The 23,900-nt window shown below is 66.0% G+C and carries 20 protein-coding genes; 6 read left to right on the forward strand and 14 right to left on the reverse strand.

What is annotated here, in order from left to right; all coding sequences use genetic code 11:
* Nucleotides 1-14 precede the first annotated feature (14 nt).
* Nucleotides 15-839 (reverse strand): hypothetical protein, encoded by an 825-nt coding sequence (locus QX121_RS01850; protein WP_315811017.1) that lies wholly within the window; start codon nt 837-839, stop codon nt 15-17.
* 478 nt (nt 840-1,317) lie between these two features.
* Here QX121_RS01850 and QX121_RS01855 point away from each other — a divergent pair, with 478 nt between their 5' ends.
* The 3 genes from QX121_RS01855 to QX121_RS01865 are packed head-to-tail and all read left to right on the forward strand — an operon-like array spanning nt 1,318 to nt 5,921.
* Nucleotides 1,318-2,337, forward strand: coding sequence for a TRAP transporter substrate-binding protein (locus QX121_RS01855; protein WP_315811018.1), 1,020 nt, complete (start codon nt 1,318-1,320; stop codon nt 2,335-2,337).
* A gap of 25 nt (nt 2,338-2,362) precedes the next feature.
* A complete protein-coding gene (locus QX121_RS01860; RefSeq protein WP_315811019.1) occupies nt 2,363-4,249 on the forward strand; it encodes a TRAP transporter large permease subunit in 1,887 nt (628 codons plus the stop codon).
* Nucleotides 4,250-4,277: 28 nt separating this feature from the next.
* Complete coding sequence (locus QX121_RS01865; RefSeq protein ID WP_315811020.1) at nt 4,278-5,921, forward strand: acyl-CoA synthetase; 1,644 nt, start codon at nt 4,278-4,280, stop codon at nt 5,919-5,921.
* 37 nt (nt 5,922-5,958) lie between these two features.
* Here QX121_RS01865 and QX121_RS01870 read toward each other — a convergent pair whose 3' ends face one another.
* Nucleotides 5,959-6,195 (reverse strand): helix-turn-helix transcriptional regulator, encoded by a 237-nt coding sequence (locus QX121_RS01870; protein WP_315757488.1) that lies wholly within the window; start codon nt 6,193-6,195, stop codon nt 5,959-5,961.
* Between the two features lie 6 nt (nt 6,196-6,201).
* Nucleotides 6,202-6,810, reverse strand: a complete 609-nt coding sequence (locus tag QX121_RS01875; protein ID WP_315811021.1) for a DUF2975 domain-containing protein — start codon at nt 6,808-6,810, stop codon at nt 6,202-6,204.
* Between the two features lie 16 nt (nt 6,811-6,826).
* On the opposite strand from QX121_RS01875, the gene QX121_RS01880 reads away from it, so the two are divergent.
* On the forward strand, nt 6,827-7,411 hold the full coding sequence (locus QX121_RS01880; protein WP_315811022.1) for a hypothetical protein: 585 nt from the start codon (nt 6,827-6,829) through the stop codon (nt 7,409-7,411).
* Nucleotides 7,412-7,416: 5 nt separating this feature from the next.
* Here the strand turns inward: QX121_RS01880 and QX121_RS01885 are convergent, their stop codons facing one another.
* The 7 genes from QX121_RS01885 to QX121_RS01915 form a co-directional block, all read right to left on the reverse strand.
* Nucleotides 7,417-8,046: an antibiotic biosynthesis monooxygenase family protein gene (locus tag QX121_RS01885; RefSeq protein ID WP_315774779.1), complete on the reverse strand. Its 630-nt coding sequence runs from the start codon at nt 8,044-8,046 to the stop codon at nt 7,417-7,419.
* Between the two features lie 180 nt (nt 8,047-8,226).
* On the reverse strand, nt 8,227-9,024 hold the full coding sequence (locus tag QX121_RS01890; protein WP_315811023.1) for an MBL fold metallo-hydrolase: 798 nt from the start codon (nt 9,022-9,024) through the stop codon (nt 8,227-8,229).
* Nucleotides 9,021-9,812 carry a TatD family hydrolase gene (locus QX121_RS01895; RefSeq protein ID WP_315811024.1) on the reverse strand — a complete coding sequence of 264 codons (792 nt, stop codon included), beginning with the start codon at nt 9,810-9,812 and terminating at the stop codon, nt 9,021-9,023. Before QX121_RS01895 ends, QX121_RS01890 begins: the two co-directional genes overlap by 4 nt.
* Nucleotides 9,812-11,872 carry a methionine--tRNA ligase gene (gene metG / locus QX121_RS01900; RefSeq protein ID WP_315811025.1) on the reverse strand — a complete coding sequence of 687 codons (2,061 nt, stop codon included), beginning with the start codon at nt 11,870-11,872 and terminating at the stop codon, nt 9,812-9,814. The genes QX121_RS01895 and metG overlap by 1 nt, the downstream gene beginning before the upstream one ends.
* A gap of 70 nt (nt 11,873-11,942) precedes the next feature.
* Nucleotides 11,943-12,983: a DNA polymerase III subunit delta' gene (locus QX121_RS01905; protein ID WP_315811026.1), complete on the reverse strand. Its 1,041-nt coding sequence runs from the start codon at nt 12,981-12,983 to the stop codon at nt 11,943-11,945.
* Nucleotides 12,980-13,660, reverse strand: coding sequence for a dTMP kinase (tmk, locus tag QX121_RS01910; protein ID WP_315811027.1), 681 nt, complete (start codon nt 13,658-13,660; stop codon nt 12,980-12,982). Before tmk ends, QX121_RS01905 begins: the two co-directional genes overlap by 4 nt.
* 4 nt (nt 13,661-13,664) lie before the next feature.
* Nucleotides 13,665-14,924 (reverse strand): D-alanyl-D-alanine carboxypeptidase family protein, encoded by a 1,260-nt coding sequence (locus QX121_RS01915; RefSeq protein WP_315811028.1) that lies wholly within the window; start codon nt 14,922-14,924, stop codon nt 13,665-13,667.
* 164 nt (nt 14,925-15,088) lie between these two features.
* Between QX121_RS01915 and QX121_RS01920 the strand changes: the two genes are divergently transcribed.
* Nucleotides 15,089-16,042 carry an alpha/beta hydrolase gene (locus QX121_RS01920; RefSeq protein ID WP_315811029.1) on the forward strand — a complete coding sequence of 318 codons (954 nt, stop codon included), beginning with the start codon at nt 15,089-15,091 and terminating at the stop codon, nt 16,040-16,042.
* Here QX121_RS01920 and QX121_RS01925 read toward each other — a convergent pair.
* From QX121_RS01925 to QX121_RS01940, 4 genes are all read right to left on the reverse strand, one after another.
* Nucleotides 16,039-16,557: a GNAT family N-acetyltransferase gene (locus tag QX121_RS01925; RefSeq protein WP_315811030.1), complete on the reverse strand. Its 519-nt coding sequence runs from the start codon at nt 16,555-16,557 to the stop codon at nt 16,039-16,041. The genes QX121_RS01920 and QX121_RS01925 overlap by 4 nt on opposite strands.
* Nucleotides 16,558-16,575: 18 nt before the next feature.
* A complete protein-coding gene (locus tag QX121_RS01930; protein WP_315811031.1) occupies nt 16,576-17,124 on the reverse strand; it encodes a phage tail protein in 549 nt (182 codons plus the stop codon).
* Nucleotides 17,125-17,186: 62 nt separating this feature from the next.
* Nucleotides 17,187-17,714: a phage tail protein gene (locus QX121_RS01935; protein ID WP_315811032.1), complete on the reverse strand. Its 528-nt coding sequence runs from the start codon at nt 17,712-17,714 to the stop codon at nt 17,187-17,189.
* 129 nt (nt 17,715-17,843) lie between these two features.
* A complete protein-coding gene (locus tag QX121_RS01940) occupies nt 17,844-18,386 on the reverse strand; it encodes a phage tail protein (protein WP_315797419.1) in 543 nt (180 codons plus the stop codon).
* A gap of 1,025 nt (nt 18,387-19,411) precedes the next feature.
* Between QX121_RS01940 and QX121_RS01945 the strand changes: the two genes are divergently transcribed.
* Entirely contained in the window at nt 19,412-23,842 is a 4,431-nt protein-coding gene (locus tag QX121_RS01945) for an IPT/TIG domain-containing protein (RefSeq protein WP_315811033.1), read from the forward strand.
* The last annotated feature ends 58 nt before the right edge of the window (nt 23,843-23,900 follow it).

Genomic DNA, 23,900 nt, shown 5'->3' on the forward strand with positions numbered 1-23,900 from the left:
TCATTCGTTCGGAGCTACGGGAAACGGGGCGGGCGCGCCTGGGGCGGCCGGGGCGCGAGGCGCGCCGCTGCGCCGACGGTCGTCGGTTCGGTCTTCGCAGCGCGGAACGCGCGCGCGAGCTGGTCCTGGCTCGCCTGCAGCTGTTCGATCGCCCTGGCGTGATCGCGGTTGGCCTGCTCCTGGCTGGCCTTGAGCTCCTGAAACCCGCTCTGCAGTTCGGCGACATCATGCGCGATCTTCTCGATCAGCGGCGCGACGTCCCGGTCGGGAGCGGGCGGCATGTCATGCTCTGGCGTTGCCTCCGCCATCGCGGAGGATGGATCGCTGGAGCGCGTTGATGCTGATGCCGTCTCGGGTGTCGGCGAAACGGATGGTGATGGCGAGGCAGGGGCCGCCTCTGCCGTCTCGGCCGCGCTCGATCCGCTCGCCGCCGTCTCCGGTGACCCGGCCGGATTCACCGTCTGAGCGTTCTCACGCCGGATGGATTGAACCGCCGCTTCGATCCGGTCGGTGACGGAGGTGATGGTCTCGGTATGGTCCCGCGCCAGGGTGACGGCAGCGCCGACGAGCCCGGCTGACGCTATCAGCGTGATCATCGCCCGCAATACGGGCCGGCGCCGGGCCGGAGGAGGCGTTTCCACGGGCTCGCTGCCTACAGCGGGGTCGACAGCCTCGACTGCATCAGCGGCGGCCTGGGCCTCGATGGCGGCGATCCGCTGGTCGATACGTGCGCGCACCTCGGCCAGCACCCGCTGATAGATCTCCTCGCAGATATCGTCGTCGGGCGGCAGCGCGACATCACCCGGATCAACTTCCTTCGGCGTCGACTGAACTGGCATGTCTTCGGGTCCCATTCGCGATACGCCCGTGCCCAATCCTGAAGGATGCGCTTTTGACCTCTGGGCTTTGACCAAACGAAGACTGCGGGGTGACAAGGCGGGGGCGATTTCGCACAGGCGCCGACGTGCGCTGGGCGGGCCGTTGTGCGGCTTCTCACGTCAGGAGCCGCCCATCGGCAATTCGCATAAGGTATATTATGGAATATTTATATACTTAGGAAAATCAGAGACTTGCGGCCAACACCTCAAACTCTGCCGTAGCACCGAGCCTGCAACCCGCGTCGCGAGCACGACCATCGCCGCTCGCCATTGGCGCCTGAAACCCGCGCCAAGGCGCCCGCAGCGAACGCCGCATATTGCTGCTGCGGCTCATCGCTGCAATAAGCGCTGATGACGCTGCTGACGTCGCGGGATTCGGACCGCGCCATCATGCGGCGACTGGATGCAACAAGAAGAAGCTTCTCAGGGAGAAACGAGCATGAGCCTGTCACGACGCGCGCTGCTGAAGGCCTCCGCAGCGTCAGCCGTACTGGGTGGGATCGCGGCGCCGCATGTGGCGCGCGCCCAGAGCGCCGAATTCACCTACAAGTACGCCAACAACCTGCCCGACACCCATCCGCTCAACGTTCGTGCCAAGGAGATGGCGGCGGCGATCAAGGCCGAGACCAACGGCAAGTTCGACTTGCAGATCTTCCCGAACAACCAGCTCGGATCCGACACGGACATGCTGAGCCAGATCCGCTCCGGCGGCGTCGAGTTCTTCACGCTGTCCGGGCTGATCCTGGCGACCCTGGTGCCGGCGGCCTCGATCAACGGCATCGGCTTCGCGTTCCCGGACTACGACACGGTCTGGAAGGCCATGGACGGCGATCTCGGCGCTTACGTGCGCGGCCAGATCAACAAGGCGGGCCTGGTGGTCATGGACAAGATCTGGGACAACGGCTTCCGCCAGACGACGTCGTCGACCAAGCCGATCAATGGGCCCGACGACCTCAAGGGCTTCAAGATCCGCGTGCCGGTGTCGCCGCTGTGGACCTCGATGTTCAAGGCATTCGAGGCGGCGCCCGCCTCGATCAATTTCAGCGAGGTCTATTCGGCGCTGCAGACCAAGGTGGTCGAGGGCCAGGAAAACCCGCTGGCGATCATCTCGACCGCCAAGCTCTACGAGGTGCAGAAATACTGCTCGCTGACCAACCACATGTGGGACGGCTTCTGGTTCCTAGCGAACCGCCGCGCCTGGGAGGCCGTGCCGGCCGACATGCGCACGATCGTCGCCAAGCACATCAACGCGGCCGCCCTAAAGGAGCGTGAGGACGTCGCCAAGCTCAATGCCGGCCTGCAAGCAGAGCTCGCATCGAAGGGCCTGACCTTCAATCAGCCCAACGTCGCGCCGTTCCGCGACAAGCTGCGTACCGCCGGCTTCTATGCCGAGTGGAAGGGCAAGTATGGCGACGAGGCCTGGGCGCTGTTGGAAAAGGCCGTCGGCAAGCTGTCGTAACGTGTAGGGGCGTTCGGGTGACGTCATGGCGCATGCCGAGTTCACGGAAATCGCGATCAGCGAGGTGGTCATCGAGACCCCTCGCCGCCGGTCCTGGCTCGATGGCTTGGATGCCTTGCTGGGTCTCCTGGTCGAGATCCCAGCCGCGCTGCTGGTCGTGGCCGAGATCGTCATCCTGTTCGCGGGCGTCGTGGCGCGCTACGGCCTGCACCGGCCGCTGATCTGGTCGGACGAGCTGGCTTCGATCCTGTTCCTGTGGCTCGCGATGCTCGGCGCCGCGGTGGCGTTCCGCCGCGGCGAGCACATGCGGATGACGGCAATGGTGGCGCGCGCCAGCCCCGGCTTGCGCGCCTATCTCGATCTGGTCGCCACTGCCGCGGCGCTGGCGTTCCTTGTCATGATCGCCTGGCCGTCCTGGGAGTACGCCTACGAGGAAAGCTTCATCACGACGCCGGCGCTGCAGATCGAAAACATCTGGCGCGCCGCCGCGCTGCCGGTCGGCATCGGACTGATGGCGCTGTTCGCCCTCATCCGTCTCGCCCGCGCGGCCAGCCTCAAGATGATGCTGCTGGCTGTCGTCTCTATCGCAGCCATCATCGCGCTGTTCTGGGTGGCGCAGCCGGTCCTGAAGCCGCTCGGCAACATCAACCTCGTGATCTTCTTCGTCGGCGTGGTCGGCCTGTGCGTGTTCGCCGGCGTGCCGATCGCGTTCGCGTTCGGGCTCGCCATCTTCGGCTACCTGGCGCTGACGACCCGCACGCCGATGATGGTGCTGGTTGGACGCATGGACGAGGGCATGAGCCATTTGATCCTGCTCTCGGTGCCGCTATTCGTGTTCCTGGGATTGCTGATCGAGATGACCGGCATGGCGCGCGCCATGGTCGCGTTCCTCGCGAGCCTGCTGGGGCACGTCCGCGGCGGGCTGCATTACGTGCTGGTCGGCGCGATGTACCTGGTGTCCGGCATTTCCGGCGCCAAGGCGGCCGACATGGCCGCGGTCGCGCCCGTGCTGTTCCCGGAGATGAAGGCGCGCGGCGCCCGTCCCGGCGATCTCGTCGCCCTGCTCGCCGCCACCGGCGCCCAGACCGAGACCATTCCGCCGAGCCTGGTTCTGATCACGATCGGCTCCGTCACCGGCGTGTCGATCGCGGCGCTGTTCACCGGCGGCCTGCTGCCGGGCGTGGTGCTGGCAATCACGCTGTGCGCGCTGGTGTGGTGGCGCTACCGCAACGAGGACATGAGCGGCGTCCGCCGCGCGACGGGAGCCGAGATCAGCAAGGCCTTCATCGTCTCGCTCCCTGCCCTGGCCCTGCCCTTCGTGATCCGCGCTGCCGTCGTCGAGGGCGTCGCGACGGCGACGGAGGTCTCTACCATCGGCATCGTCTATGGCGTGCTGGCGGGCCTGCTGGTCTATCGCCGCTTCGACTGGCGCCGCCTGTTGCCGATGCTGATTGAGACGGCCGCTCTCTCCGGCGCCATCCTGCTGATCATCGGGACTGCGACCGGCATGGCCTGGGGCCTGACGCAGTCCGGCTTCTCACGCGCGCTGGCGGCGGCCATGACCGGGCTGCCGGGCGGCCCGGCGACGTTCATCGCGGTCTCGATCGTCGCCTTCACGATCCTGGGCAGTGTGCTCGAGGGCATTCCGGCGATCGTGCTGTTCGGCCCGCTGCTGTTTCCGATCGCGCGTGCCGTCGGCGTGCACGAGGTGCATTATGCCATGGTGATCATCCTGGCGATGGGAATTGGCCTGTTCGCACCGCCGTTCGGAGTCGGATATTACGCCGCCTGCGCGATCGGCCGGGTCGATCCCGCCGAGGGCATCCGTCCGATCTGGGGCTACCTGCTGGCGCTTCTCATCGGCCTCATCGTGGTCGCTATTTTCCCGTGGATTTCGATCGGCTTCCTGTAAACTCCTGAGATCACGAGGGAGGGTGGTGATGAGCACGAACCAGTATCAGCTCGGTCTGGACAAGACCCCGGCCAACTACGTGCCGCTGACCCCGCTCAGCTTCCTGGCGCGCAGCGCGGCCGTCTATCCCGACCACGTCAGCACGGTCTATGAAGGCCGCAGCTTCACCTGGCGCCAAACCTATGACCGCTGCCGGCGCTTCGCGTCGTACCTCGCGGGCCGCGGCATCGGCGTTGGCGACACGGTGGCTGCGATGCTGCCGAACATCCCGGCGATGAACGAGGCGCATTTTGCCGTGCCGATGGCCGGCGCCGTGCTCAACACGCTCAACATCCGCCTCGACGCGCCGTCGATCGCGTTCCAGCTCGATCACGGCCAGGCCAAGATCATCCTGGTCGATCCGGAGTTCTCCGGCGTGATCAGCGAAGCGCTGAAGCTGATGAGCGGCGCAAAGCCGTTCGTGATCGACGTCGACGACGCCTCCTATGCCGGCGGCAGCCGCATCGGCGAGATCGAGTACGAAGCCGCCGTCGCCTCGGGCGATCCGCTGTTCGAGCCGCGCCGTCCGGCGGACGAATGGGACGCGATCGCGATGAGCTACACCTCGGGCACCACAGGCAATCCCAAGGGCGTCGTCACCCATCACCGCGGTGCCTATCTGAACGCTGTCAGCAACATTCTCGCGGGCGGGCTCGGCCAGCATCCGGTCTATCTGTGGACCCTGCCGATGTTCCACTGCAACGGCTGGTGCTTCCCCTGGACCATGGCCGCCGCGGCCGGCGTCAATGTCTGCCTGCGCAAGGTCGAGCCGACCAGGATCTTCGAGCTGATCAAAACCCACGGCGTCACTCACATGTGCGGCGCGCCGATCGTCTACAACGTGCTGATCAATGCGCCCGACGCGCCCAAGGGCAAGCGGGAGAAGCCCGTCGTCGGCCTGATCGCCGGCGCCGCGCCGCCGGTCGCGGTGCTCGAAGGCGCCGAGAGCATCGGCATCAAGCTGACGCATGTCTACGGCCTGACGGAGGTCTACGGCCCCGCCTCGGTCTGCGCCGAGCAGCCCGGCTGGGACGACCTGCCCGCGCCCGAGCGCGCGCGGCTGAAGCGGCGCCAGGGCGTGCCATATCCGTTGCAGGAAGCCGTCACCGTGCTCAATCCGGAGACGATGCAGGAGGTGCCGCGCGATGGCGAGACCATCGGCGAGGTCATGTTCCGCGGCAACATCGTCATGAAGGGCTATCTCAAGAACGAGAAGGCGACGCAGGAAGCTTTCGCCGGCGGCTGGTTTCACACCGGCGATCTCGGCGTGCTCGACGAGCACGGCTACGTCATCATCAAGGACCGCTCCAAGGACATCATCATCTCCGGCGGCGAGAACATCTCCTCCGTCGAGGTCGAGGACATCCTCTACAAGCACCCCGCCGTGCTGTTCGCCGCCGTCGTCGCCAAGCCCGATCCGAAATGGGGCGAAGTGCCCTGCGCCTTCGTCGAGCTGAAGGATGGCGCCGAGGCGACCGAAGCCGAGATCATCGCCTATTGCCGCAGCCACATGTCCGGCTTCAAGACGCCCAAGGTCGTGGTGTTCGGCCCGATCCCGAAGACGTCGACGGGCAAGATCCAGAAATTCCTGCTGCGCAATCAGATCGACTCGGCCAAGGCGATCTCGGCGTAAGCCAAGGACATGCGCATGAGCGAGGCGCGCGCCTCGCTCATGCGGTCTCCGGCATGGTGGTGTCTTCGTTGCCTCTGCGATACTCGAGAATGTCACCGGGCTGGCAGCGCAGCACCTCACAGATCCGCGCAAGGGTGTCGAAACGCACGCCCTTCACCCGGCCCGATTTCAAGAGCGAGACGTTCTGCTCGGTGATACCGATGCGTTCGGCGAGCTCCTTGGATCGCATCTTGCGGCGCGCCAGCATGACGTCGAGATTGACGATGATCGGCATCACGCCTCACACGATGCTGGCGTTCTCTTCGGCGATCCGGGTCGCCTCAGCCATGACCCAGGCGACGGCGAGCAGCACGCTGCCAACGATCAGCGCGATGTAGTCGTTGACCGAGAGCGCGATGCCGAGTTGCCGGCTGCCAGGCGGATTGCTGATGGTGAAGGCGATCAGCAGGGCCGTCGACGACAGCGGACCAAGCAAGGCCTGCGCCAGGACCGTGACGGCGAAATCGCGCAAGCGGCGCGCTGTCGCCAGCGTGAAAACCATCCCTTCCGCAAAATCCAGGAACAGGGCTCTCACCCGCCACAACCCGTACAGCATCACGCCGACCGGGATCGCAGTCACCGCCGCGCCCAAAAGCACGCGATCCGGCGTGGTTTGCAGCTCCGCGCCAGCCGTGCCGAGGCGCGCCAGGAGCAGACCTCTCGTCCACTCCGGAATCATAAAGACGAGACAAGTCGCGGCGGCGATCAAGACGATGCCGAGCCCCGTGATCCAGGCCATTACCCGGGAGAAGTGGCGCAGGCGACGGGATTGATCCGCACGGTCCACCATGACGAGCCTCCTATTGACCAGTGAGTAATTTATCGTATTACGATAATTAATGACTGTCAAACGAAGGCTCCTCCTCATGCCCATGCATCCCTTCAAGCGGCTCGTTCTGGCCATCGGACTAACGTTGAGCGCTGTTGGTTGTGGCCATATGCCGGTGACCTCAATGGTCAAGCTGGTCCGGGTCGATTTCCAGACCAGCGACCCCGCACAGCTGCGCGCGGCCGTGAGACTGCCCACGAGTCTGCGGCCGCTGCCAGGTGGCGTGGTGCTGAGGATTGCCGTGAAACGCGGGCGCGGCGCGGAACAGCAGCGGGACTTCGTGCTGCGGGAAATTCCGGATCCCCCGGCTCTGGCGCAGGAGGCCGGAGCCGGCACGCGCATCTACGCCTACCGCCTCGAGGAGGCCGACACGGTGCGTCTACAGTCTTTTCGCGCCGAGCTGATGGCGGAAAAGAACTCTGCCGGTGGCGGATCGATCACGATCTCGGTCGCGCCGAAGGCCTGCACCACCGTAGCGCTGCCGGCTGGCCCCATCAACTTCACGACCTATCTGAGGACATCGGAGACCATCGACTATGTGACGCTGGCACGTGACGTCGATCTGCGCTCGATTGCTCCTGATCAGGCCGTGGTCGATGGCATTCCGCGCTGCCCCACCTGAGCTCGCTACGCGTCTCGTGTCTTCTCCGCGTAATATTGCGGCGCCTCGCGGCGGTCGTACATGCCGTAGTCGCGGGTGACCTCGACGATACGGATGTTGTCGGCACCCGGCTCGGTGAGCAATTGTTTGCTCAGCGCAAGGCCGGTGGCCTCGTCCGGCAGCTCGACCAGATGCGCGAAGCGGCCCTCGCGATAGACGCTCGAGAAGCTCGCGACCGGCAGGTCGGTCACGCTGCCCAACTGCGGCCTCGCCGTCTCGACGGCCAGCACATACGTCGGCGCCCGCCGCTTCGGATCATTGTAGGTGCCGCGCCGCTCCGGCTGCCAGGCGGCCTGCCCTGGCCTGATTTCGTGGACCAACTCGGCGATACGCAGGCGATAGTCCGAGAACACCTTGTCGCGGCCGAGGGTCTGGATGTCGTGATGATGGGCATGGACGCGCCAGGCGGTCATGGCGCCCTCGTCCTGCCAGATCTGGTAGGACAGGATCAGATTGTCGCGCGACAGGCTCCGGAAGCGGTCGAGGAACAGGCAGCCGCCGAGCGCATCGAGCTCGGGCCGCAGCGCCGCGGCGAGTTGCAGATATTGGTCGAGCCGGCCGGGTTTGACCTCGACCTCGAAGAACAGCGACAGCATGACGGTGCCTCCATCTATTCGGCTGCGGGGCTGTATGCACCAAGCCGGGTAGCCGGTGCACTCGCTATCCATGATCGTCATTGCGAGCGAAGCGAAGCAATCCAGGGTCATTCCGACGACTCTGGATTGCTTCGTCGCCTTCGGCTCCTCGCAATGACGGCCTTGGGTGGCCGACGCGCCCTAACCGACCTCCAACCGCATGCCGTCATACGCCGGCACCACGCCCGCCGGCAGGCTCTGGCGCAGCACCTCGTAGTCGAGATCGGCGGTCATGTTGGTGATGACGGCGCGCTTCGGCTTGAATCGTTCGATCCAGGCCAGCGCGTCGCTGACCGAGAAATGGCTCGGATGCGATGCGGGGCGCAGGCCGTCGACGATCCAGATGTCGAGATCCTCGAGCGCTCCCCAGCTCTCCTCCGGAATGTCGTTGAGATCCGGCGTGTAGGCGGCGTTGCCGATGCGATAGCCGAGCGCGGGGATGTTGCCGTGCTGGACCAGGAACGCCGTCAGCTTCAGCTCGCCGCCCTTGCCTTCCACCGCCTGGGTCTCGCCCGCCTCGATCGCGTGCTGGGTCAGGATCGGCGGATAGTCGCTTCCCGGTGGCGAGATGAAGCAATAGGAGAACCGGTGCATGATGTCCTTGGCGGTCGACTGGTTCAGGTAGACCGGAATCCGCCGCCGCTGATGCATCACCACCGAGCGCAGATCGTCGATGCCATGGGTCTGGTCGGCATGCTCGTGCGTGAGAAACACCGCGTCGATGTGATCGACTTGCGTATCGATCAACTGCTCGCGCAGATCCGGCGAGGTGTCGATGACCACGCGCGTCACGCCATGCGCTCCGCGGCGCTCAGCCAGAAGCGAGCAGCGCCTGCGGCGGTTCTTCGGGTTGTTGGGATCGCAGGCGCCCCACCCCAGCGCCGGGCGCGGCACGCCGGCCGAGGAGCCGCAGCCGAGGATTGTGAGCGTCAGCGTCATGCAGCCTCCTGTGGCCGCGGCACCTTCGAGAACAGCTTGAAGAAGGTCTCGGTGGTCTGGCGCGAGAACTCCTCGAAGGAGACGCCGCGCGCTTCTGCCAGCACCTTCGCGGTCTCGACGACGTAGGCGGGCTCGTTGCGCTTGCCGCGAAACTTGCCGGGCGCCAGATACGGCGCGTCGGTCTCGACCATGATGCGGTCGGCGGGCACCTCGGCGGCGAGCGCGCGCAATGCCTCGGACTTCTTGAACGTCACGATGCCCGTGAACGAGATGTGCAGTCCGAGATCGATCGCCTTCATCGCCAGCTCACGCCCGCCGGTGTAGCAATGCAGCACGGCCTTGAAAGGTCCGCGCGCCATTTCCTCGTCGAGGATGCGGCCGCACTGCTCGTCGGCCTCCCGGGTGTGGATCACCAGCGGCAGGCCGGTGGCGCGCGCCGCCGCGATGTGCGCGCGAAAGCCACGCTCCTGGGCGTCCTTAGAGCCGTGGTCGTAGAAATTGTCGAGTCCGGCCTCGCCGAGCGCGACCACCTTGGGATGGCGCGTCAGCGCGATCAGCTCCTCGGCCGGAATGCCGTCCTCCTCGTCCGCGTTGTGCGGATGGGTGCCAACCGAGCAGAAGACGTTGTCGAACCGCTCGGCGATGGCGAGCAGCTCAGGAAGCCGCCGCACCCGCGTCGAGATCGTCACCATGCGGCCAACGCCGGCGGCGGCGGCACGCGTGACGATGCCATCCAGATCCTCGGCGAAATCCGGAAAGTCCAGATGGCAATGGCTGTCGACCAGCATCACGCCGCCGTTGGCTCGATGTAGCGCGGGAACACCGCCTGGGGCGCCGGCAGCTGTGTCCCGGCCGCAATCCTGACCTCGCCGCCGAGCTGCGCGAAATTCCGTTCATCCTCGGGGATGCCGAGGCTGTCGAGCAGCTTTGCCGACGCTGCCGGCATCACCGGCTGGGTCAGGATCGCGACCTGACGGATCACCTCGGCGGTGACATAGAGCACCGTGTGCTGGCGCGGCGGATCGGTCTTCGCCAGTGCCCAGGGCGCCTCACCCGCGAAATAGCGGTTGGCCTCGGCCACGACCGACCAGACCGCATTGAGCCATTGGTGGATCTGCTGCGTCGCCATGGCTTTCCGTGCGGCGCCGATCATCGCGTCGGCCTCCGCCAGGATCGCCTTGTCGTTGGCCGAGAACTCGCCGGGCTCCGGCAGCTGGCCTCCGAGCTGCTTTGCGATCATCGACAGCGAGCGCTGCGCGAGGTTGCCGAGGTCGTTGGCGAGATCGGCGTTGATGCGCGCGACGATCGCCTCGTGATTGTAGTTGCCGTCCTGGCCGAACGGCACCTCGCGCAGGAAGAAGTAGCGCAGCTGGTCGACGCCATACTGATCGGCGAGATTGAACGGATCGACGACGTTGCCGACCGACTTCGACATCTTCTCGCCCCTGTTGAACAGGAAGCCGTGGGCATAGACCCGCTTCGGCACGGGCACGCCGGCCGACAGCAGGAACGCCGGCCAGAACACCGCATGGAAGCGAATGATGTCCTTGCCGATGACGTGGACGTCGGCCGGCCAGTATTTCCAATTGGCATCATCCTCGTCGGGAAAGCCGACGCCGGTGATGTAGTTGGTCAGCGCGTCGACCCACACATACATCACGTGCTCGTCGTCATGCGGCACCCGGACGCCCCAATCGAACGTCGTGCGCGAGATCGACAGGTCCTTCAGCCCGCCCTTGACGAAGCTGATGATCTCGTTGCGCCGCGCGTCCGGCCCGATGAAATCGGGCTGGCTGTCATACAGCGCCAGCAGCTTCTCCTGATAGGCCGACAGGCGGAAGAAATAGCTCTTCTCCTCGACCCATTCGACCGGCGTGCCCTGCGGTCCGCGGCGGACGTTGTCCTCGCCGACGACGGTCTCATCCTCGGCGTAATAGGCCTCGTCGCGTACCGAGTACCAACCGGCATAGCTGTCGGCATAGATGTCGCCATTCTCGCGCATGCGGTTCCAGATCGCCTGGACGGAGCGATGATGCGCGGGCTCGGTGGTGCGGATGAAGCGGTCGAACGAGACGTTCAGCCGCTCGTCCATGTCGCGGAAGCGGCCGGCGTTGCGGGTCGCCAGCTCCGATGGCGTCAGCCCCTCGTTCTGCGCGGTCTGCACCATCTTCAGCCCGTGCTCGTCGGTGCCGGTCAGGAAGTACACGTCCTTGCCGTCGAGCCGCGCAAAGCGCGCGATGGCGTCGGTCGCGATCGCCTCATAGGCGTGGCCGATATGCGGGTTGCCGTTGGGATAGGCGATCGCTGTCGTGACGTAGAAGGTGTTCTTGTCGACGGGAGCTGCGGCGATCTGCGCTACGACCTCGTCGATCTCGACGACCACGGCCTCGACCTTCGGCTTGCGCGGTGCTTTCGGCTTCGCGGCGCGTGGCGGCTTCGGCGCTTCAACGATGGCCGGCGCGACCTTCTTCGGTGCAGCCGGCTGTTTCGGAGCGGCGGGCTGCTTCGCTGCCGAAGGCTTGTTCGTTGCTGCCGCGGGCTTGGCGGCCGTCTTCTTGACCGGCGGTGGTGCAGGCCTGGCCGCAGCCTTCTTCGCCGGCACCTTCACGGCCTTCTTGGCGGCGCTCTTGGTTGCTTTCGCTTTCGGCGCCTTGCTCTTGGCTTTCGCAGGCGCCGTCTTGGACGTGGCGGTCTTTTTCTTGGCGTCCTTGTCCTTCTTCGCTTTCGCCGCCTTCGCCTTGGCCGCGCTGGCCTTGCCCTTCGCGGGCGCCTTGGCGGTAGCCTTCTTCGCGGCGCTCTTGCCCGCGGGCTTGCCCTTCTTCACGGTGGTCTTGTTGGCCTTCGCCACGGCAAATTCCTCTTTGACGACGTCGGTCGACGGATTGATCCTGATGATCCCGGGATGATGGTCGGCGCGGTTACCGCGTGGCTTCGGCGAGCATCCCGAACACCGAGAAAACCAGCGGTTTTCGCTCCAGATTATAGGATTCGGTGTCGCGCGCGGCGCGGACGATCTTTTCCCATACCTCCGCCAGCCGTGCAAGGCGCGGCAGTTCCGCGTTGGGATCTGCGGCGCGCAGCCGCTCCGCCACCCAGCGCTCGATGCTGTCGAGGAAGCTCGCCAGCGCGACGCGGTCGCTGGTGCCGAGCGCATCGCCCAGGGCATGCAGCTCGCCCGGGTCGATCCGGGGCAGGCTCGCGAGCAGCGCGGCGGTCCGGGTCTGCAGCTGCAGCCCGTCGCCGCCCAACAGCATCAGGGTCCGCGCGACGCTGCCCTCGGAAGCCCTGGCGGCCTCGCGCAGCGCCGGATCGGCTCCGTCCATTCCGGTGGCCTCGGCCGCGGCGCTGACGACGTCGTCGGTCGACAACGCCCGCAGCGCCAGCCGGCGGCAGCGCGATTTGATGGTGGCGAGCACCCGTGCCGGCGCGTGGCTGACCAGCAGGAACAGCGACTGCTGCGGCGGCTCCTCGAGGATCTTGAGCAGCGCGTTGGCCGCGTTGGGATTGAGTTCGTCGACGGTGTCGACGATGCACACCCGCCAGCCCTCGACCGCCGCCGTTGAGCCGAAGAACGAGATCGTCTCGCGGGTCTCGTCCACGGTGATGACGGTGCGCAGCACGCCCTTGTCGTTGGCCGAGCGCTCCAAGGTGAGCAGCCCGCCATGAGCCTCGGAGGCGATCAGGCGCGCGACGTGGTCCTCCGCATCGACGTACAACGAATCGGCAGCACGCACCTCGGCGGTGGTGGGATCGCGGTGGGCCAGCACGAAGCGCGCCATGCGGTAGGCCAAGGTGGCCTTGCCGATGCCTTGTGGGCCGCCGATCAGCCAGGCATGCGCCATCCGTCCGCTGCGGTAGGCGGAAAGCAGCGCCGTCTCGGCGTCGCGATGCCCGAACAAGGCGGTGGTTTCGCGTGGATGGCGGACCGCGATCTCCGGCTCGACCTTGCGTGCGCTCATGACGCCGCCGCCACTTCCGTGAACAGGCGCTCGCGCACGGCGTCCCAAACGAGCTGCGAGACCGTTTCCGCGCTCGCCGTCGCGTCGATCAGCACGCAGCGCCGGGGATCCTCGGCGGCGATCTTGTGAAAGGCGTCGCGCAGCCCCTTGTGGAACTTGATGTCTTCGCCTTCGAACCGGTCCGGGGTTCCGGCGCCGCGCCGCGCCCCGGCACGCTTGAGACCGATCTCGACGGGAATATCGAGGATGAGGGTCAGATCCGGCTTGAGGTCGCCGATCGTCACCCGCTGCATCGCATTGAGCACGTCCGGCGCGACCTTGCCTTGGCTGCCCTGGTAGGCCCGGGTCGAATCGAAGAAGCGATCGCACAGCACCCAGCTGCCCTGGTTCAGGGCCGGCAGAATCACGTTGCGCACATGGTCGTCGCGAGCGGCGGCAAACAGCAGCGTCTCGGCCTCCGGGCCCAGCAGCCTGCCCATGCCCGACAGCACGAGGTGGCGCATGATCTCCGCGCCCGGTGAGCCCCCGGGCTCGCGGGTCAGGACCAGGCGCACACCCTCTTTCTGCAGATGGTCCGCCAGCATCTTGATCTGCGTCGATTTTCCGGCGCCCTCGCCGCCCTCGAAGGTGACGAATCGGCCGCGGCCAGGACCACGTTTCAAAGCTGCTTCCGCCATGTCTCTAGAGCTTCTCGGCCCCGGCGCGGAACATCCCGATCACGAGCTCGCTGACCCCATCGATCGCACGCCGCATCGTGGACCCCTTGCCCACCGCTTCCGCAGCATAGACAGGGGCCTCCATGGCGATATTGGGGCCGCGCCAAACCCTGACAACCCCGACCTTCTGCCGGGGCTCGACGGGAGCCCTGACCGGGCCACTGTAGACGATGCGGGCGATCAGCTTGTCGCCGCCGTTCTTCTGCACCATGACCTTGACCGGCACCGGGCTCGACAGCTTGACCGAGCGGCTCTCGCCGCCGAACACCTTGGCGTAGCCGATCGGCTGCTCCGCGGCGAACAGGGTGCGGGTCTCGAAATTGCGGAAGCCCCATTCCAGCATCTTCTTGGCCTCGGTGGCGCGGTCCTCGGAATCCTCCAGGCCATTGACGACCACAATCAACCGCGTGCCGTTCTGCACGGCCGAGCCGACCATGCCGTAGCCGCCTTCCTTGGTGTAGCCGGTCTTGAGGCCGTCGGCGCCCTCCATCGCGTTCAGCAGCGGGTTGCGGTTCTGCTGCCGGATCTTGTTCCAGGTGAACTCCTTCTCGCCGAAGATCTTATAGAACTCCGGGAAATCCAGGATGATGTGCCGGGCGAGCATGGCAAGCTCGCGAACCGTCATCTTGTTGCCGGGATCCGGCAGCCCGTTGGAATTGGCGAAGGTCGATTTGGTGAGGCCGAGCTCGCGCGCCCGCTTGGTCATGTAGTCGGCGGCGAAGATCTTCTCGTTGCCGGCCATGCCCTCGGCGAGCGCGATGCAGGCGTCGTTGCCGCTCTGGATGATGGCGCCGTGCAGGAGGTCGCTCACCGACACCTTGCTGTTGAGCGCGGCGAACATCGTCGAGGTGCCGGAGGGCGCTCCGCCCCGGCGCCAGGCATTCTCGCTGATGCGGTATTCGTCATTGAGCTTGATCGTGCCCTCCTTGACGGCGTTGAACACCACCTCGGCGGTCATCAGCTTCATCATGCTGGAGGGCGCCCGCAGCTCGTCCGCATTCTTCTCGAACAGCACGCTGCCGCTGTTGGCCTCGATCAGGATCGCGGTCGGCGCATCGCCGTCGAAGCCGCCATCCTCCTTGCGCGCGCCCTGGACGCTCTGGTTGGCAGCGAAAAGCGCACCGCTCCAGCCGACGGCAACCGCCACGGCCAAGGCGACGAGCGCACGCGTCGTCCGTCCGGACGTGAAACCGGCGCGACGCAGCGGTAAGGTCATGAAATCCATCGGCTAAGCTCTGGAGCGCACTGGGAATCTAGCAGCTGCGGGGGGCGCAAACAACTCGGCAATCCCGCGGATCAGACCGCTCTCCCGTGGATTTGCACGGCCTTTCGCGCGGTGCGATACGTCCTGGGCCGGCAATCAAAGGTCGAGCAATCAAGGGGGAAACGGTGTCATCGACGCGGATCATCAAGGCCAACGGAATCGAGCTGTTCGTGCGCGAACAGGGCGAAGGCCCGCTTGTCGTGCTGTGCCACGGCTGGCCCGAACTGTCATATTCGTGGCGGCACCAGATCCCTGCCCTTGCCGCTGCGGGCTATCGGGTCGTGGCGCCCGACATGCGCGGGTTCGGCCGCTCGCAGGCGCCTGACCACATCGGCGCCTACACCATCTTCGACGCGGTCGGAGACGTGGTCGGACTGGTCGGGGCGCTCGGCGAGCGCCAGGCCGTCATCATCGGCCACGACTGGGGCGCGCCGGTCGCCTGGCATGCGGCGCTGTTCCGACCGGACCTGTTCAGGGCCGTTGCCGGACTGAGCGTGCCGCCGCCGTTCCGCGGCCGCAGCCGGCCGCTCGAGACGCTCCGCGCCGGCGGCATCGAGAATTTCTACTGGCAGTATTTTCAAACGCCCGGCGCGGCCGAGGCCGAGCTCGAGCGCGACGTGGCGCTGACGATGCGCACCATGCTGGCGCGCGGCTTCTCCGATCCGCAGTCGCTGTTCGTCGCACCGGACAAAGGCTTTCTCGGCGACGTGACGCCGGATCTCGCTCTGCCGGCGTGGCTCAGCGAGGCCGATCTCGCGGAGTTTATCGCGGCCTATCGCGCTTCCGGCTTTCGCGGCGGCCTGAACTGGTACCGCAACATCGATCGCAACTGGGAGCTCACCGCGCCGTGGCAGGACGCGCAGATCCGCCAGCCGTCGCTGTTCATCGCCGGCAGCGAGGACGCGGTCGTGACCGGGATCATCGGTGCCAAGCGCGTTCAGGAGATGACGCGCGTGCTGCCGGATCTCCGGCGCAAGCTGATCATCGACGGCGCCGGGCACTGGATCCAGCAGGAATGCGCTGCCGAGGTGAATGCGGCGCTGATTGCGTTCCTGCGCGAGGTGGCTCCTGCTCGCTAGCACGCGAGCGACCGCTCCATCGTGCGATGCGAAGCCGTCGCCTCGTCCGCGACGTCGCGGAAGCCAAGCCGGACGTAGAACCTTATCGCGTCCTCATTCGTCGTCGCGACCGCGAGCGAGAGCACCTCGGCGCCCTGCTCCCGTGCCGCCGTGGCGACCGCCTGCATGATCTCGCGTCCGACACCCGCGTTGCGCGCGCCCGGCAGCAGCGCGAGATCGACCACGTGCCATCTCTGCGCCGCGCGGTCGAGCAGCAGCCGCCCGACCGGCGCGCCGTCACGGAGGATAATCAGCGATTGCGCCGCAGGACACTGCGCCGCATGGCCCTCGACCTGTGCGCGATATTGCTGCGCCAGCACGAGGTCGAGCATAGCAGGCGGCAAGCCGGCTGCGGCAAGTTGCACGCCTTTGACGGATTTGAACAGATTGTGCAGGAACGGCTCGTCGGCGGCCTCGGCAAGCCGCAGCCGCAATCGGGCGTCGCGTGAGACTATCTCGGATTCGATCGTCGTCACGCCGACCGAGCTCACCGGTCAGGAGTTGTTGAACGACGGGTAGATGCCGGCATAGGCGATGCACCAGATCAGCGCCTGGGTCGGCTGCGTGTTGTCATGGGGAATGCCCTGCCCGGTCAACGTCATGGCGTTCGGTGCGAGCGTGGTGGTGCTCGGCAGCGGCACGAAACCATTGAAGATGGGATCGATGGCGGCCATGGTCCCGGCCGTTCCCGGACCAGGCGCCGCATTTACGGCCGTCTTGCTCCCCAACTGCAGACCGTGGGTGTGCGCCGCCATCTCACTGGTGATCAGGCCGACCGTGCTGCTCCCGATCGATTCGCCGATCACGCGTGGCTGAAGGCCCGGACCGTCGCCTTGACTGTTGGTGATGCAGCCGCTGAGGTTGGGCAGTTGAAAATTGCTGGTCCCATTGCCGCCGAAGGCGGTGCCGATCAACGCGAACAGGGGTGTGAATCGCTGGATCGGCACCAACTGGCCGAAGCATGGCAGCCAAGCCTGGTTGAAGCCCTGAGCAGCAAAGGTAAACGGGAAGGCCTGGATTTCGCCGATATACGGGTCCGACACGTGGTCTCTCCTCAAATCCAGTGAAGCGTGAAATCTGCCGACGCGCGTAGGACGAGGCGCGATCAGCCCGATGACGGAAAGATGCCGGCGAAGCAGATGCAGTAGTTGCCCACGACCGTCGGCATGATGTTGTTGTGCGGCAAACTGTTGCCTGCAAGCGCGACGCCGGCCGCCATCGTCTCATACGGCGCAGCGTCTGCTGCCGGCGCGTACAGATTTCCCGCCGACGCCGTCGCCAGGTGAACGGTCGCACCCGGCGTCTGCGTTTCCGCGGTGACGGTCGACGACATCAGCGCGTGGCTATGCGCGGGCATCTCGCTCTCGATCAGGACGTGTCCGTCCTCTCCGGCGATCTCGCCGAGCACATAGAGCGGCAGAGCCGGTCCCTGCCCCTGGCCAATCGGCACCCGGCCGCGCAGATCGGGCGCATTGAAGGTCTGCACGCCATCGCCGCCATAGGTGGTGCCGATGATGGCATAGAGCGTATCGTATTGTGCGATCGCCAGGCTTTGTCCATTGCAGGCCAGCCAGCCATCCGGCACCCGTGGAAACCCGAACAGCCGGATTTCGCCGATAAAGGGGTCTGACATCGCCGAAGTCCCTTTCAAGTATCGATTGCAAATCAATGTCGGGAACGTGTCGCCTCTCACGAAGCGCAGTTCGGGAAAGCTCAATCATGGAAGCGGTTTGCTGGAGCTGAACGCTTCGCGGTCGAAGTCTCAGTCGCGAGACGGAAAGACGCCGTTGAGCGCAATCATGTAGTTGATGACCAGGTACGGCTGCATGTTGTTATGAGCTTGATTGCCGCCTTCGTTGAGGACATTCGTGCCCGGCGCCAGCGGCACCTCGCCGCTGCCTGCGGTCACGAAAATAGACTTTGGGCCGGCTGGCGGAATGGTGTTGGTGCCGAACAGATTGTTGGTCGCCGAAGCGCCTCGTCCGGCTCCCTGCGCTGTCGATGCCAAAACGATGTGGTTATGGCTTGGAAGCTGCTGTGCGTTCAGGGTCACCGAAACCGTGCCGCTGGTCATGCCGGCAGGAAAGGTGCCGCTGCCGCCGGTGGATCCGAGAATCGCACGGCCGCGCAAGTCGGGCAGCGCGAACGTCCTGACGCCGTCACCACCGTAGTAGGTCCCGAGCAATGAAAACAGCGCCTGATTGGTCGGGATTGCCAGGAGCGCGCCGTTGCACAGCGCCCACCCTCTCGGCACCGTCGTGCCGGCAAAGGGCATGATCTGACCCAGGATGGGCTGTAACGGCATGCTCCCCCCTCTTCCATCAGGCGATGGATCGCCTTGTCATTGAAGCGCGGAATATCGACGCGCGATGGGTCAAAAACGCAGTGCGCCACGACGCATATGCTCGCAAAGATTGTTAGTGGGCGGAACCGGCACAGTCAAGCCCGCACGCGCAGTCATCACGAGCAACAACTTCTGGCGGTGTCGCTCGCGCAGCGAGCGCCGCTGAGTCGGCTGCCGCGCAAGATGTGCTGCCGCGGGAGGCGCGGCGGACCTAGGCGGTTCGACCACACACTGCCCTGTTGCCGAGCTGCAACTGATGGTCGAAAAGCGCGCGCAATGGCTGGGTTTTGCCGGGAACAATCGTCTGCCTGCTTGCTCGCCGCGCACCGTCACGGCCTAATGCACGCAAAAGACCTAATACACACGATAACAGTCGAATTTTTTATCAAAGAATTTGCAGCGGCATCGTCCAGCTCGAGGATGGGCCGCGAGGGGGCGTTGTGAATCTCACTGCCGGGATCTGGATGGTGGTCCGTGCCATGGGGTACGCATTCGCCCACGCTTTCGGCTTCTCGCTCGACAGACCGCCGGCACGCCCGTCCTCCCATGCGACAGCCTCTGCCTCCCGGCCCGGCAAAGCCGGCGCGCGGCGCTACGCCGTCGTCTCGGCAGTGGTCTCGGCAGTCGTGGGCCTCGTATCCATTGCTGCAAGTGACGCCTGGGCTGCCAATTGCACGGCAGTGTCCGCATTGACGGTTTCGACGAGCATTCAGCTGAACTCGCAGATCACATTCAGCGTCAATGGCGCCACCGGTCCCGGCGCGACGCTCGTGCCGAAAACGGGCACACAATACAATCGAATCGCCAACAGCGGCCTGTACAATGCGTGCGGAACTGACACAAATACTGGTTTCCCGATTACAGGGGCCGGATCCGACACGTCCGCATCGATCGCTGGTTCGAATGGGGGCGTCTACACGATCACGCCGATAGAGACGATTGATCCCAATAACGGCAATGCCTACTACGTAACTTATAATCTGACGATGACGACGGCGCCGCCGACGACCTCCGACACGATCATTCTGAACTATTCGTCGACGACTGATGTTGGCACTGGCACGTTCGGCACCACCGATAGTGGCCTGACCATCTCGCTCTCGAACGTCACGCCCAGCCTCTCCGTCACCGCATTGTCACCGAGTTCCGGCCCGACCGCGGGCGGCAACTCGGTCGTCATCACCGGCACTGGATTCACGGGGACCACCGGCGCCGGCGGCGTGAAGTTCGGTTCGAACAATGCGACGAGCTACGTGGTCAACTCCAACACCCAGATCACGGCGGTCGCGCCGGCCGGGTCGGCGGGCACCGTCAATGTGACGGTCACCAATGGCGCGCCATCCCAGGCGGCGGCGGCGAATCAATACACCTATGTGGCCGCGCCCACGGTATCGTCGATCGCGCCGACATCGGGCCCCGGCTCCGGCGGTACATCTGTCGTCATCACCGGCACCGGCTTCAGCGGCGCGACCGCGGTGAATTTCGGCGCTACGGCTGCGACCGGATTCACGGTCAACTCTGCCACCCAGATCACCGCGACGTCGCCCTCCGGGACTGGCACCGTCGATGTTACCGTCACCACTGTGGGCGGAACATCGGCCACGTCTGCCGCCGATCAATTCACCTACATTCCCGCACCGACCGTGACCTCGATCTCGCCGACCTCGGGTCCCGGCGCCGGCGGCACCACGGTGACCATCACCGGCACCAACTTCAGCGGCGCCACCGCGGTCAATTTCGGCGCCACGCCGGCGACCGGCTTCACGGTCGACTCGGCGACCTCGATCACCGCGACTTCGCCAGCGGGAACGGGCACAGTCGACGTCCGCATCACGACAGCCGGTGGCACCTCGGCCACCTCGGCTGCCGACCAGTTCACCTACATCCCCGCACCGACCGTCACCTCGATCTCGCCGACCTCGGGGCCGGTGGCCGGCGGCACGACGGTCACCATCACCGGCACCGGCTTCACCGGCGCCACCGCGGTCAATTTCGGCGCCACGCCTGCGACCGGCTTCACGGTCAATTCGGCCACCTCGATCACCGCGACCTCGCCCGCTGGGACCGGTACGGTCGATGTCCGGGTGACGATTCCGATAGGCGGCACCTCGGCGACCTCGGCGGCGGATCAATTCACCTATGCCGCCGTGCCGACCGTGACCTCGATCTCGCCGACCGCAGGTCCGACAACCGGTGGCACGTCAGTCACGATCACCGGCACCGGCTTCAGCGGGGCGACGGCGGTCAATTTCGGCGCGACGCCTGCAACCGGCTTCACGGTCAACTCGGCCACCCAGATCACGGCAACCTCACCGGCCGGCACCGGCACGGTCGACGTGACCGTCACGACCGCCGGTGGAACGTCGGCAACCAGTGCCGCTGACCAGTTCACCTATGTCGCAGCACCGACGGTGACCTCGATCTCGCCGACATCGGGCGCTGGTGCCGGCGGCACCTCGGTGACGATCACCGGCACCGGCTTCAGCGGCGCAACGGCAGTGAATTTCGGCGCCACGCCCGCGACCGGCTTCACGGTCAACTCGGCCACATCGATCACGGCGACCTCGCCGGCCGGGACCGGCACCGTCGACGTGCGCGTCACCACCGCGGGCGGCACCTCGGCGACCTCTGCGGCCGACCAGTTCACCTACATCCCCGCACCGACCGTCACCTCGATCTCGCCGACGTCAGGTCCGGCGGCTGGCGGCACCACGGTGACCGTCACAGGCACGAACTTCACCGGCGCCACCGCTGTCAATTTCGGCGCGACGCCTGCGACCGGCTTCACCGTCAACTCGGCCACCTCGATCACCGCGACCTCGCCCGCTGGGACCGGCACAGTGGACGTCCGCGTCACCACCGCGGGCGGCCCCTCGGCGACGTCGGCAGCCGATCAGTTCACCTTCATCGGCCCGCCGACCGTGACCTCGCTTTCGCCGACATCCGGGCCTGTCGCCGGCGGCACCTCGGTGACCATCACCGGCACCAGTTTCACAGGGGCGACCGCGGTCAATTTCGGCGCCACACCGGCGACCGGCTTCACGGTCAATTCGGCCACCTCGATCACGGCGACCTCACCGGCGGGGACCGGCACCGTCGACGTCCGCGTGACCACCCCGAGCGGCACCTCGGCGACGTCGGCCGCCGATCAGTTCACCTACTCGCCGGTACCGACCGTGACGTCGATCGCGCCGACTGCCGGGCCGTTGGCGGGGGGCACGTCGGTGACCATTACGGGCACCGGCTTCACGGGCACCACAGCGGTGAATTTCGGTGCGACGCCGGCGACAGGCTTTACGGTCAACTCGGCCACCTCGATCACCGCGACCGCGCCCGCCGGCACCGGCACGATCGATGTGAGGGTGACCACCGCGGGCGGCACTTCGGCCACCTCTGCGGCCGATCAATTCACTTATACGACAGCTCCGACCGTCACCTCGGTCGCACCAACCTCCGGACCTGGGATCGGCGGCACCTCGGTCACCATCACCGGCACCGGCTTCACGGGGGCGACCGCGGTGAATTTCGGCGCCACCGCCGCGACCGGCTTCACGGTCAACTCGGCCACCTCGATCACCGCGACCTCGCCAGCGGGGACCGGTACGGTCGACGTCAGGGTCACCACCGCCGGCGGCACCTCGCCGACCTCGGCGGCTGACCAGTTCACCTATATCGGCGCGCCCACCGTGACATCGATCTCGCCGACGTCAGGCCCCGCGGCCGGCGGCGCCACGGTCACCATCACCGGCACCGGCCTCGCCGGCACCACCGGTGCGGGAGGCGTGAAGTTCGGCGCCGTCAATGCGGCGAGCTACACCGTCAATTCCGCGACCTCGATTACGGCCACCTCGCCCCCCGGCACCGGGGCGGTCGATGTGACCGTGACCAACAACGGGCAGACGTCCGCGACCTCAGTCGCGGACCGGTTCACCTATTTGTCGGCGACGACGCAGACAACCCTGAGCTCGTCGCAGAACCCGAGCCAGGGCGGTCAACCCGTGACGTTCACGGCAACGGTCACAGGGTCGGGTGGAACGCCGACGGGCACGGTGACGTTCAGCGACAACGGCACACCGATCGGAACAGCGACGCTGAGCGGCGGCGTTGCGGCCTTCACCACATCCGCGCTGGCGGTCGGCAGCCACACCATCATCGCAAGCTATACCGGCAGCCCAACCTTTGCGGCGAGCACCTCACCCGGCCTTGCGCAGACCGTGAACGTTCCGCTCGACAGCGTCAGGCTTCGCGCGTTGCAGCTCAACGTCACCAAGATGGTGGCGCAGAACTCAGGCCAGGCCATTTCCGGGGCGATCGACGATGCCATCGCTGATGGCTTCAACGATGGCGGCGCGTTCGTGACGCCCAGCAACGGCCGCATGCGCTTCAATTTCTCGGCTGACCCGCGGGACCAGGACGACGCCGCGGCGGTCCCGAGCTCGGCCAATTCGGGCAGCAGCGCCTTTACAGACCGTGGCGGAAACCCCGGCCCGGGCGGCAGATCCGCCCGTGGCCGGTCGCGCATCGACAATGCCTTCGCAGCGATCGACCAGCAGACGCCGGAGAAGGCGTTGCCAAAGTGGCACGAGGACAAGCAGTGGCTGCTCTGGGCCGATGTGCGTGGCACCAACATCGACCGTTGGAGCACGACCAGCGCGTTCGGTGTCACTCAGGCAAGCCAAACCTCGCTCTACGGCCAGCAGCTCAACGCGCTGATGGGGTTGACCTACAAGGCGACGCCGAATGTCCTGATCGGCGTGCTCGGCGGGTATGAGACCTTCAGCTATACCGAGCAGGATATCAACGGGAAGCTCAAGGGAGACGGCTGGACGGTTGGCGCCTATCTCGGCTGGAAGATCTTGCCGACACTCCGCTACGATGCGACGGTCGCCTATTCCGGCATTGGCTATAACGGCACGGCCGGGACGGCGCAGGGCAATTTCAACGGCGAGCGCTGGATGGCGTCGACGGGACTGACGGGCATGTACAAGGCCTATGGCTTCCTGCTCGAGCCCTCGGCCAAGGTCTACGCGCTGTGGGAGCACCAGAATGCGTATACCGATTCGCTCGGCACCCGGCAGGGCACCAATGACTTCGCCAGCGGCCGCGCCTCCGGTGGCCTGAGAGCCGCCTACCCGGTGGCCTGGTTCGACAGCGGCATCGTGCTGACGCCGTTCGTCGGAATGTATGGCGACTATTACTTCAACAAGGAGGATGCCAACACGCTCGCCAACGGCGGCACCGGTCTGGCCTCGACCCCGCTGCTGCAGGGCTGGTCGGCGCGCGCCACGGGCGGTCTCGGCATCAGGACTCAGGGCGGCGCCAGCGTCGGGCTCGGCGCCGAGTTGGGCGGCATCGGCAGCACCACCCGCGTCTGGACCTACTCGGCGAGAGCGCGCGTGCCGTTCTCGGCCCAATAAAGCTTTGCTGATCGCCGGAATCAAAACCGCCCCGGCATGGGGCGGTTCACGTGAACAA

It is taken from the genome of Bradyrhizobium sp. SZCCHNR2028, from assembly GCF_032380995.1.
Taxonomy (GTDB): domain Bacteria; phylum Pseudomonadota; class Alphaproteobacteria; order Rhizobiales; family Xanthobacteraceae; genus Bradyrhizobium.

Bases quoted from the DNA above. Each gene is read 5' to 3' on its own strand.
- QX121_RS01850 (WP_315811017.1), bottom strand. From the start codon at position 839: ATGCCAGTTCAGTCGACGCCGAAGGAAGTTGATCCGGGTGATGTCGCG.
- QX121_RS01855 (WP_315811018.1), top strand. From the start codon at position 1,318: ATGAGCCTGTCACGACGCGCGCTGCTGAAGGCCTCCGCAGCGTCAGCC.
- QX121_RS01860 (WP_315811019.1), top strand. From the start codon at position 2,363: ATGGCGCATGCCGAGTTCACGGAAATCGCGATCAGCGAGGTGGTCATC.
- QX121_RS01865 (WP_315811020.1), top strand. From the start codon at position 4,278: ATGAGCACGAACCAGTATCAGCTCGGTCTGGACAAGACCCCGGCCAAC.
- QX121_RS01870 (WP_315757488.1), bottom strand. From the start codon at position 6,195: ATGCCGATCATCGTCAATCTCGACGTCATGCTGGCGCGCCGCAAGATG.
- QX121_RS01880 (WP_315811022.1), top strand. From the start codon at position 6,827: ATGCCCATGCATCCCTTCAAGCGGCTCGTTCTGGCCATCGGACTAACG.
- QX121_RS01885 (WP_315774779.1), bottom strand. From the start codon at position 8,046: ATGCTGTCGCTGTTCTTCGAGGTCGAGGTCAAACCCGGCCGGCTCGAC.
- QX121_RS01890 (WP_315811023.1), bottom strand. From the start codon at position 9,024: ATGACGCTGACGCTCACAATCCTCGGCTGCGGCTCCTCGGCCGGCGTG.
- QX121_RS01895 (WP_315811024.1), bottom strand. From the start codon at position 9,812: ATGCTGGTCGACAGCCATTGCCATCTGGACTTTCCGGATTTCGCCGAG.
- QX121_RS01905 (WP_315811026.1), bottom strand. From the start codon at position 12,983: ATGAGCGCACGCAAGGTCGAGCCGGAGATCGCGGTCCGCCATCCACGC.
- tmk (WP_315811027.1), bottom strand. From the start codon at position 13,660: ATGGCGGAAGCAGCTTTGAAACGTGGTCCTGGCCGCGGCCGATTCGTC.
- QX121_RS01915 (WP_315811028.1), bottom strand. From the start codon at position 14,924: ATGGATTTCATGACCTTACCGCTGCGTCGCGCCGGTTTCACGTCCGGA.
- QX121_RS01935 (WP_315811032.1), bottom strand. From the start codon at position 17,714: ATGTCAGACCCCTTTATCGGCGAAATCCGGCTGTTCGGGTTTCCACGG.
- QX121_RS01940 (WP_315797419.1), bottom strand. From the start codon at position 18,386: ATGCCGTTACAGCCCATCCTGGGTCAGATCATGCCCTTTGCCGGCACG.
- QX121_RS01945 (WP_315811033.1), top strand. From the start codon at position 19,412: ATGACGACGGCGCCGCCGACGACCTCCGACACGATCATTCTGAACTAT.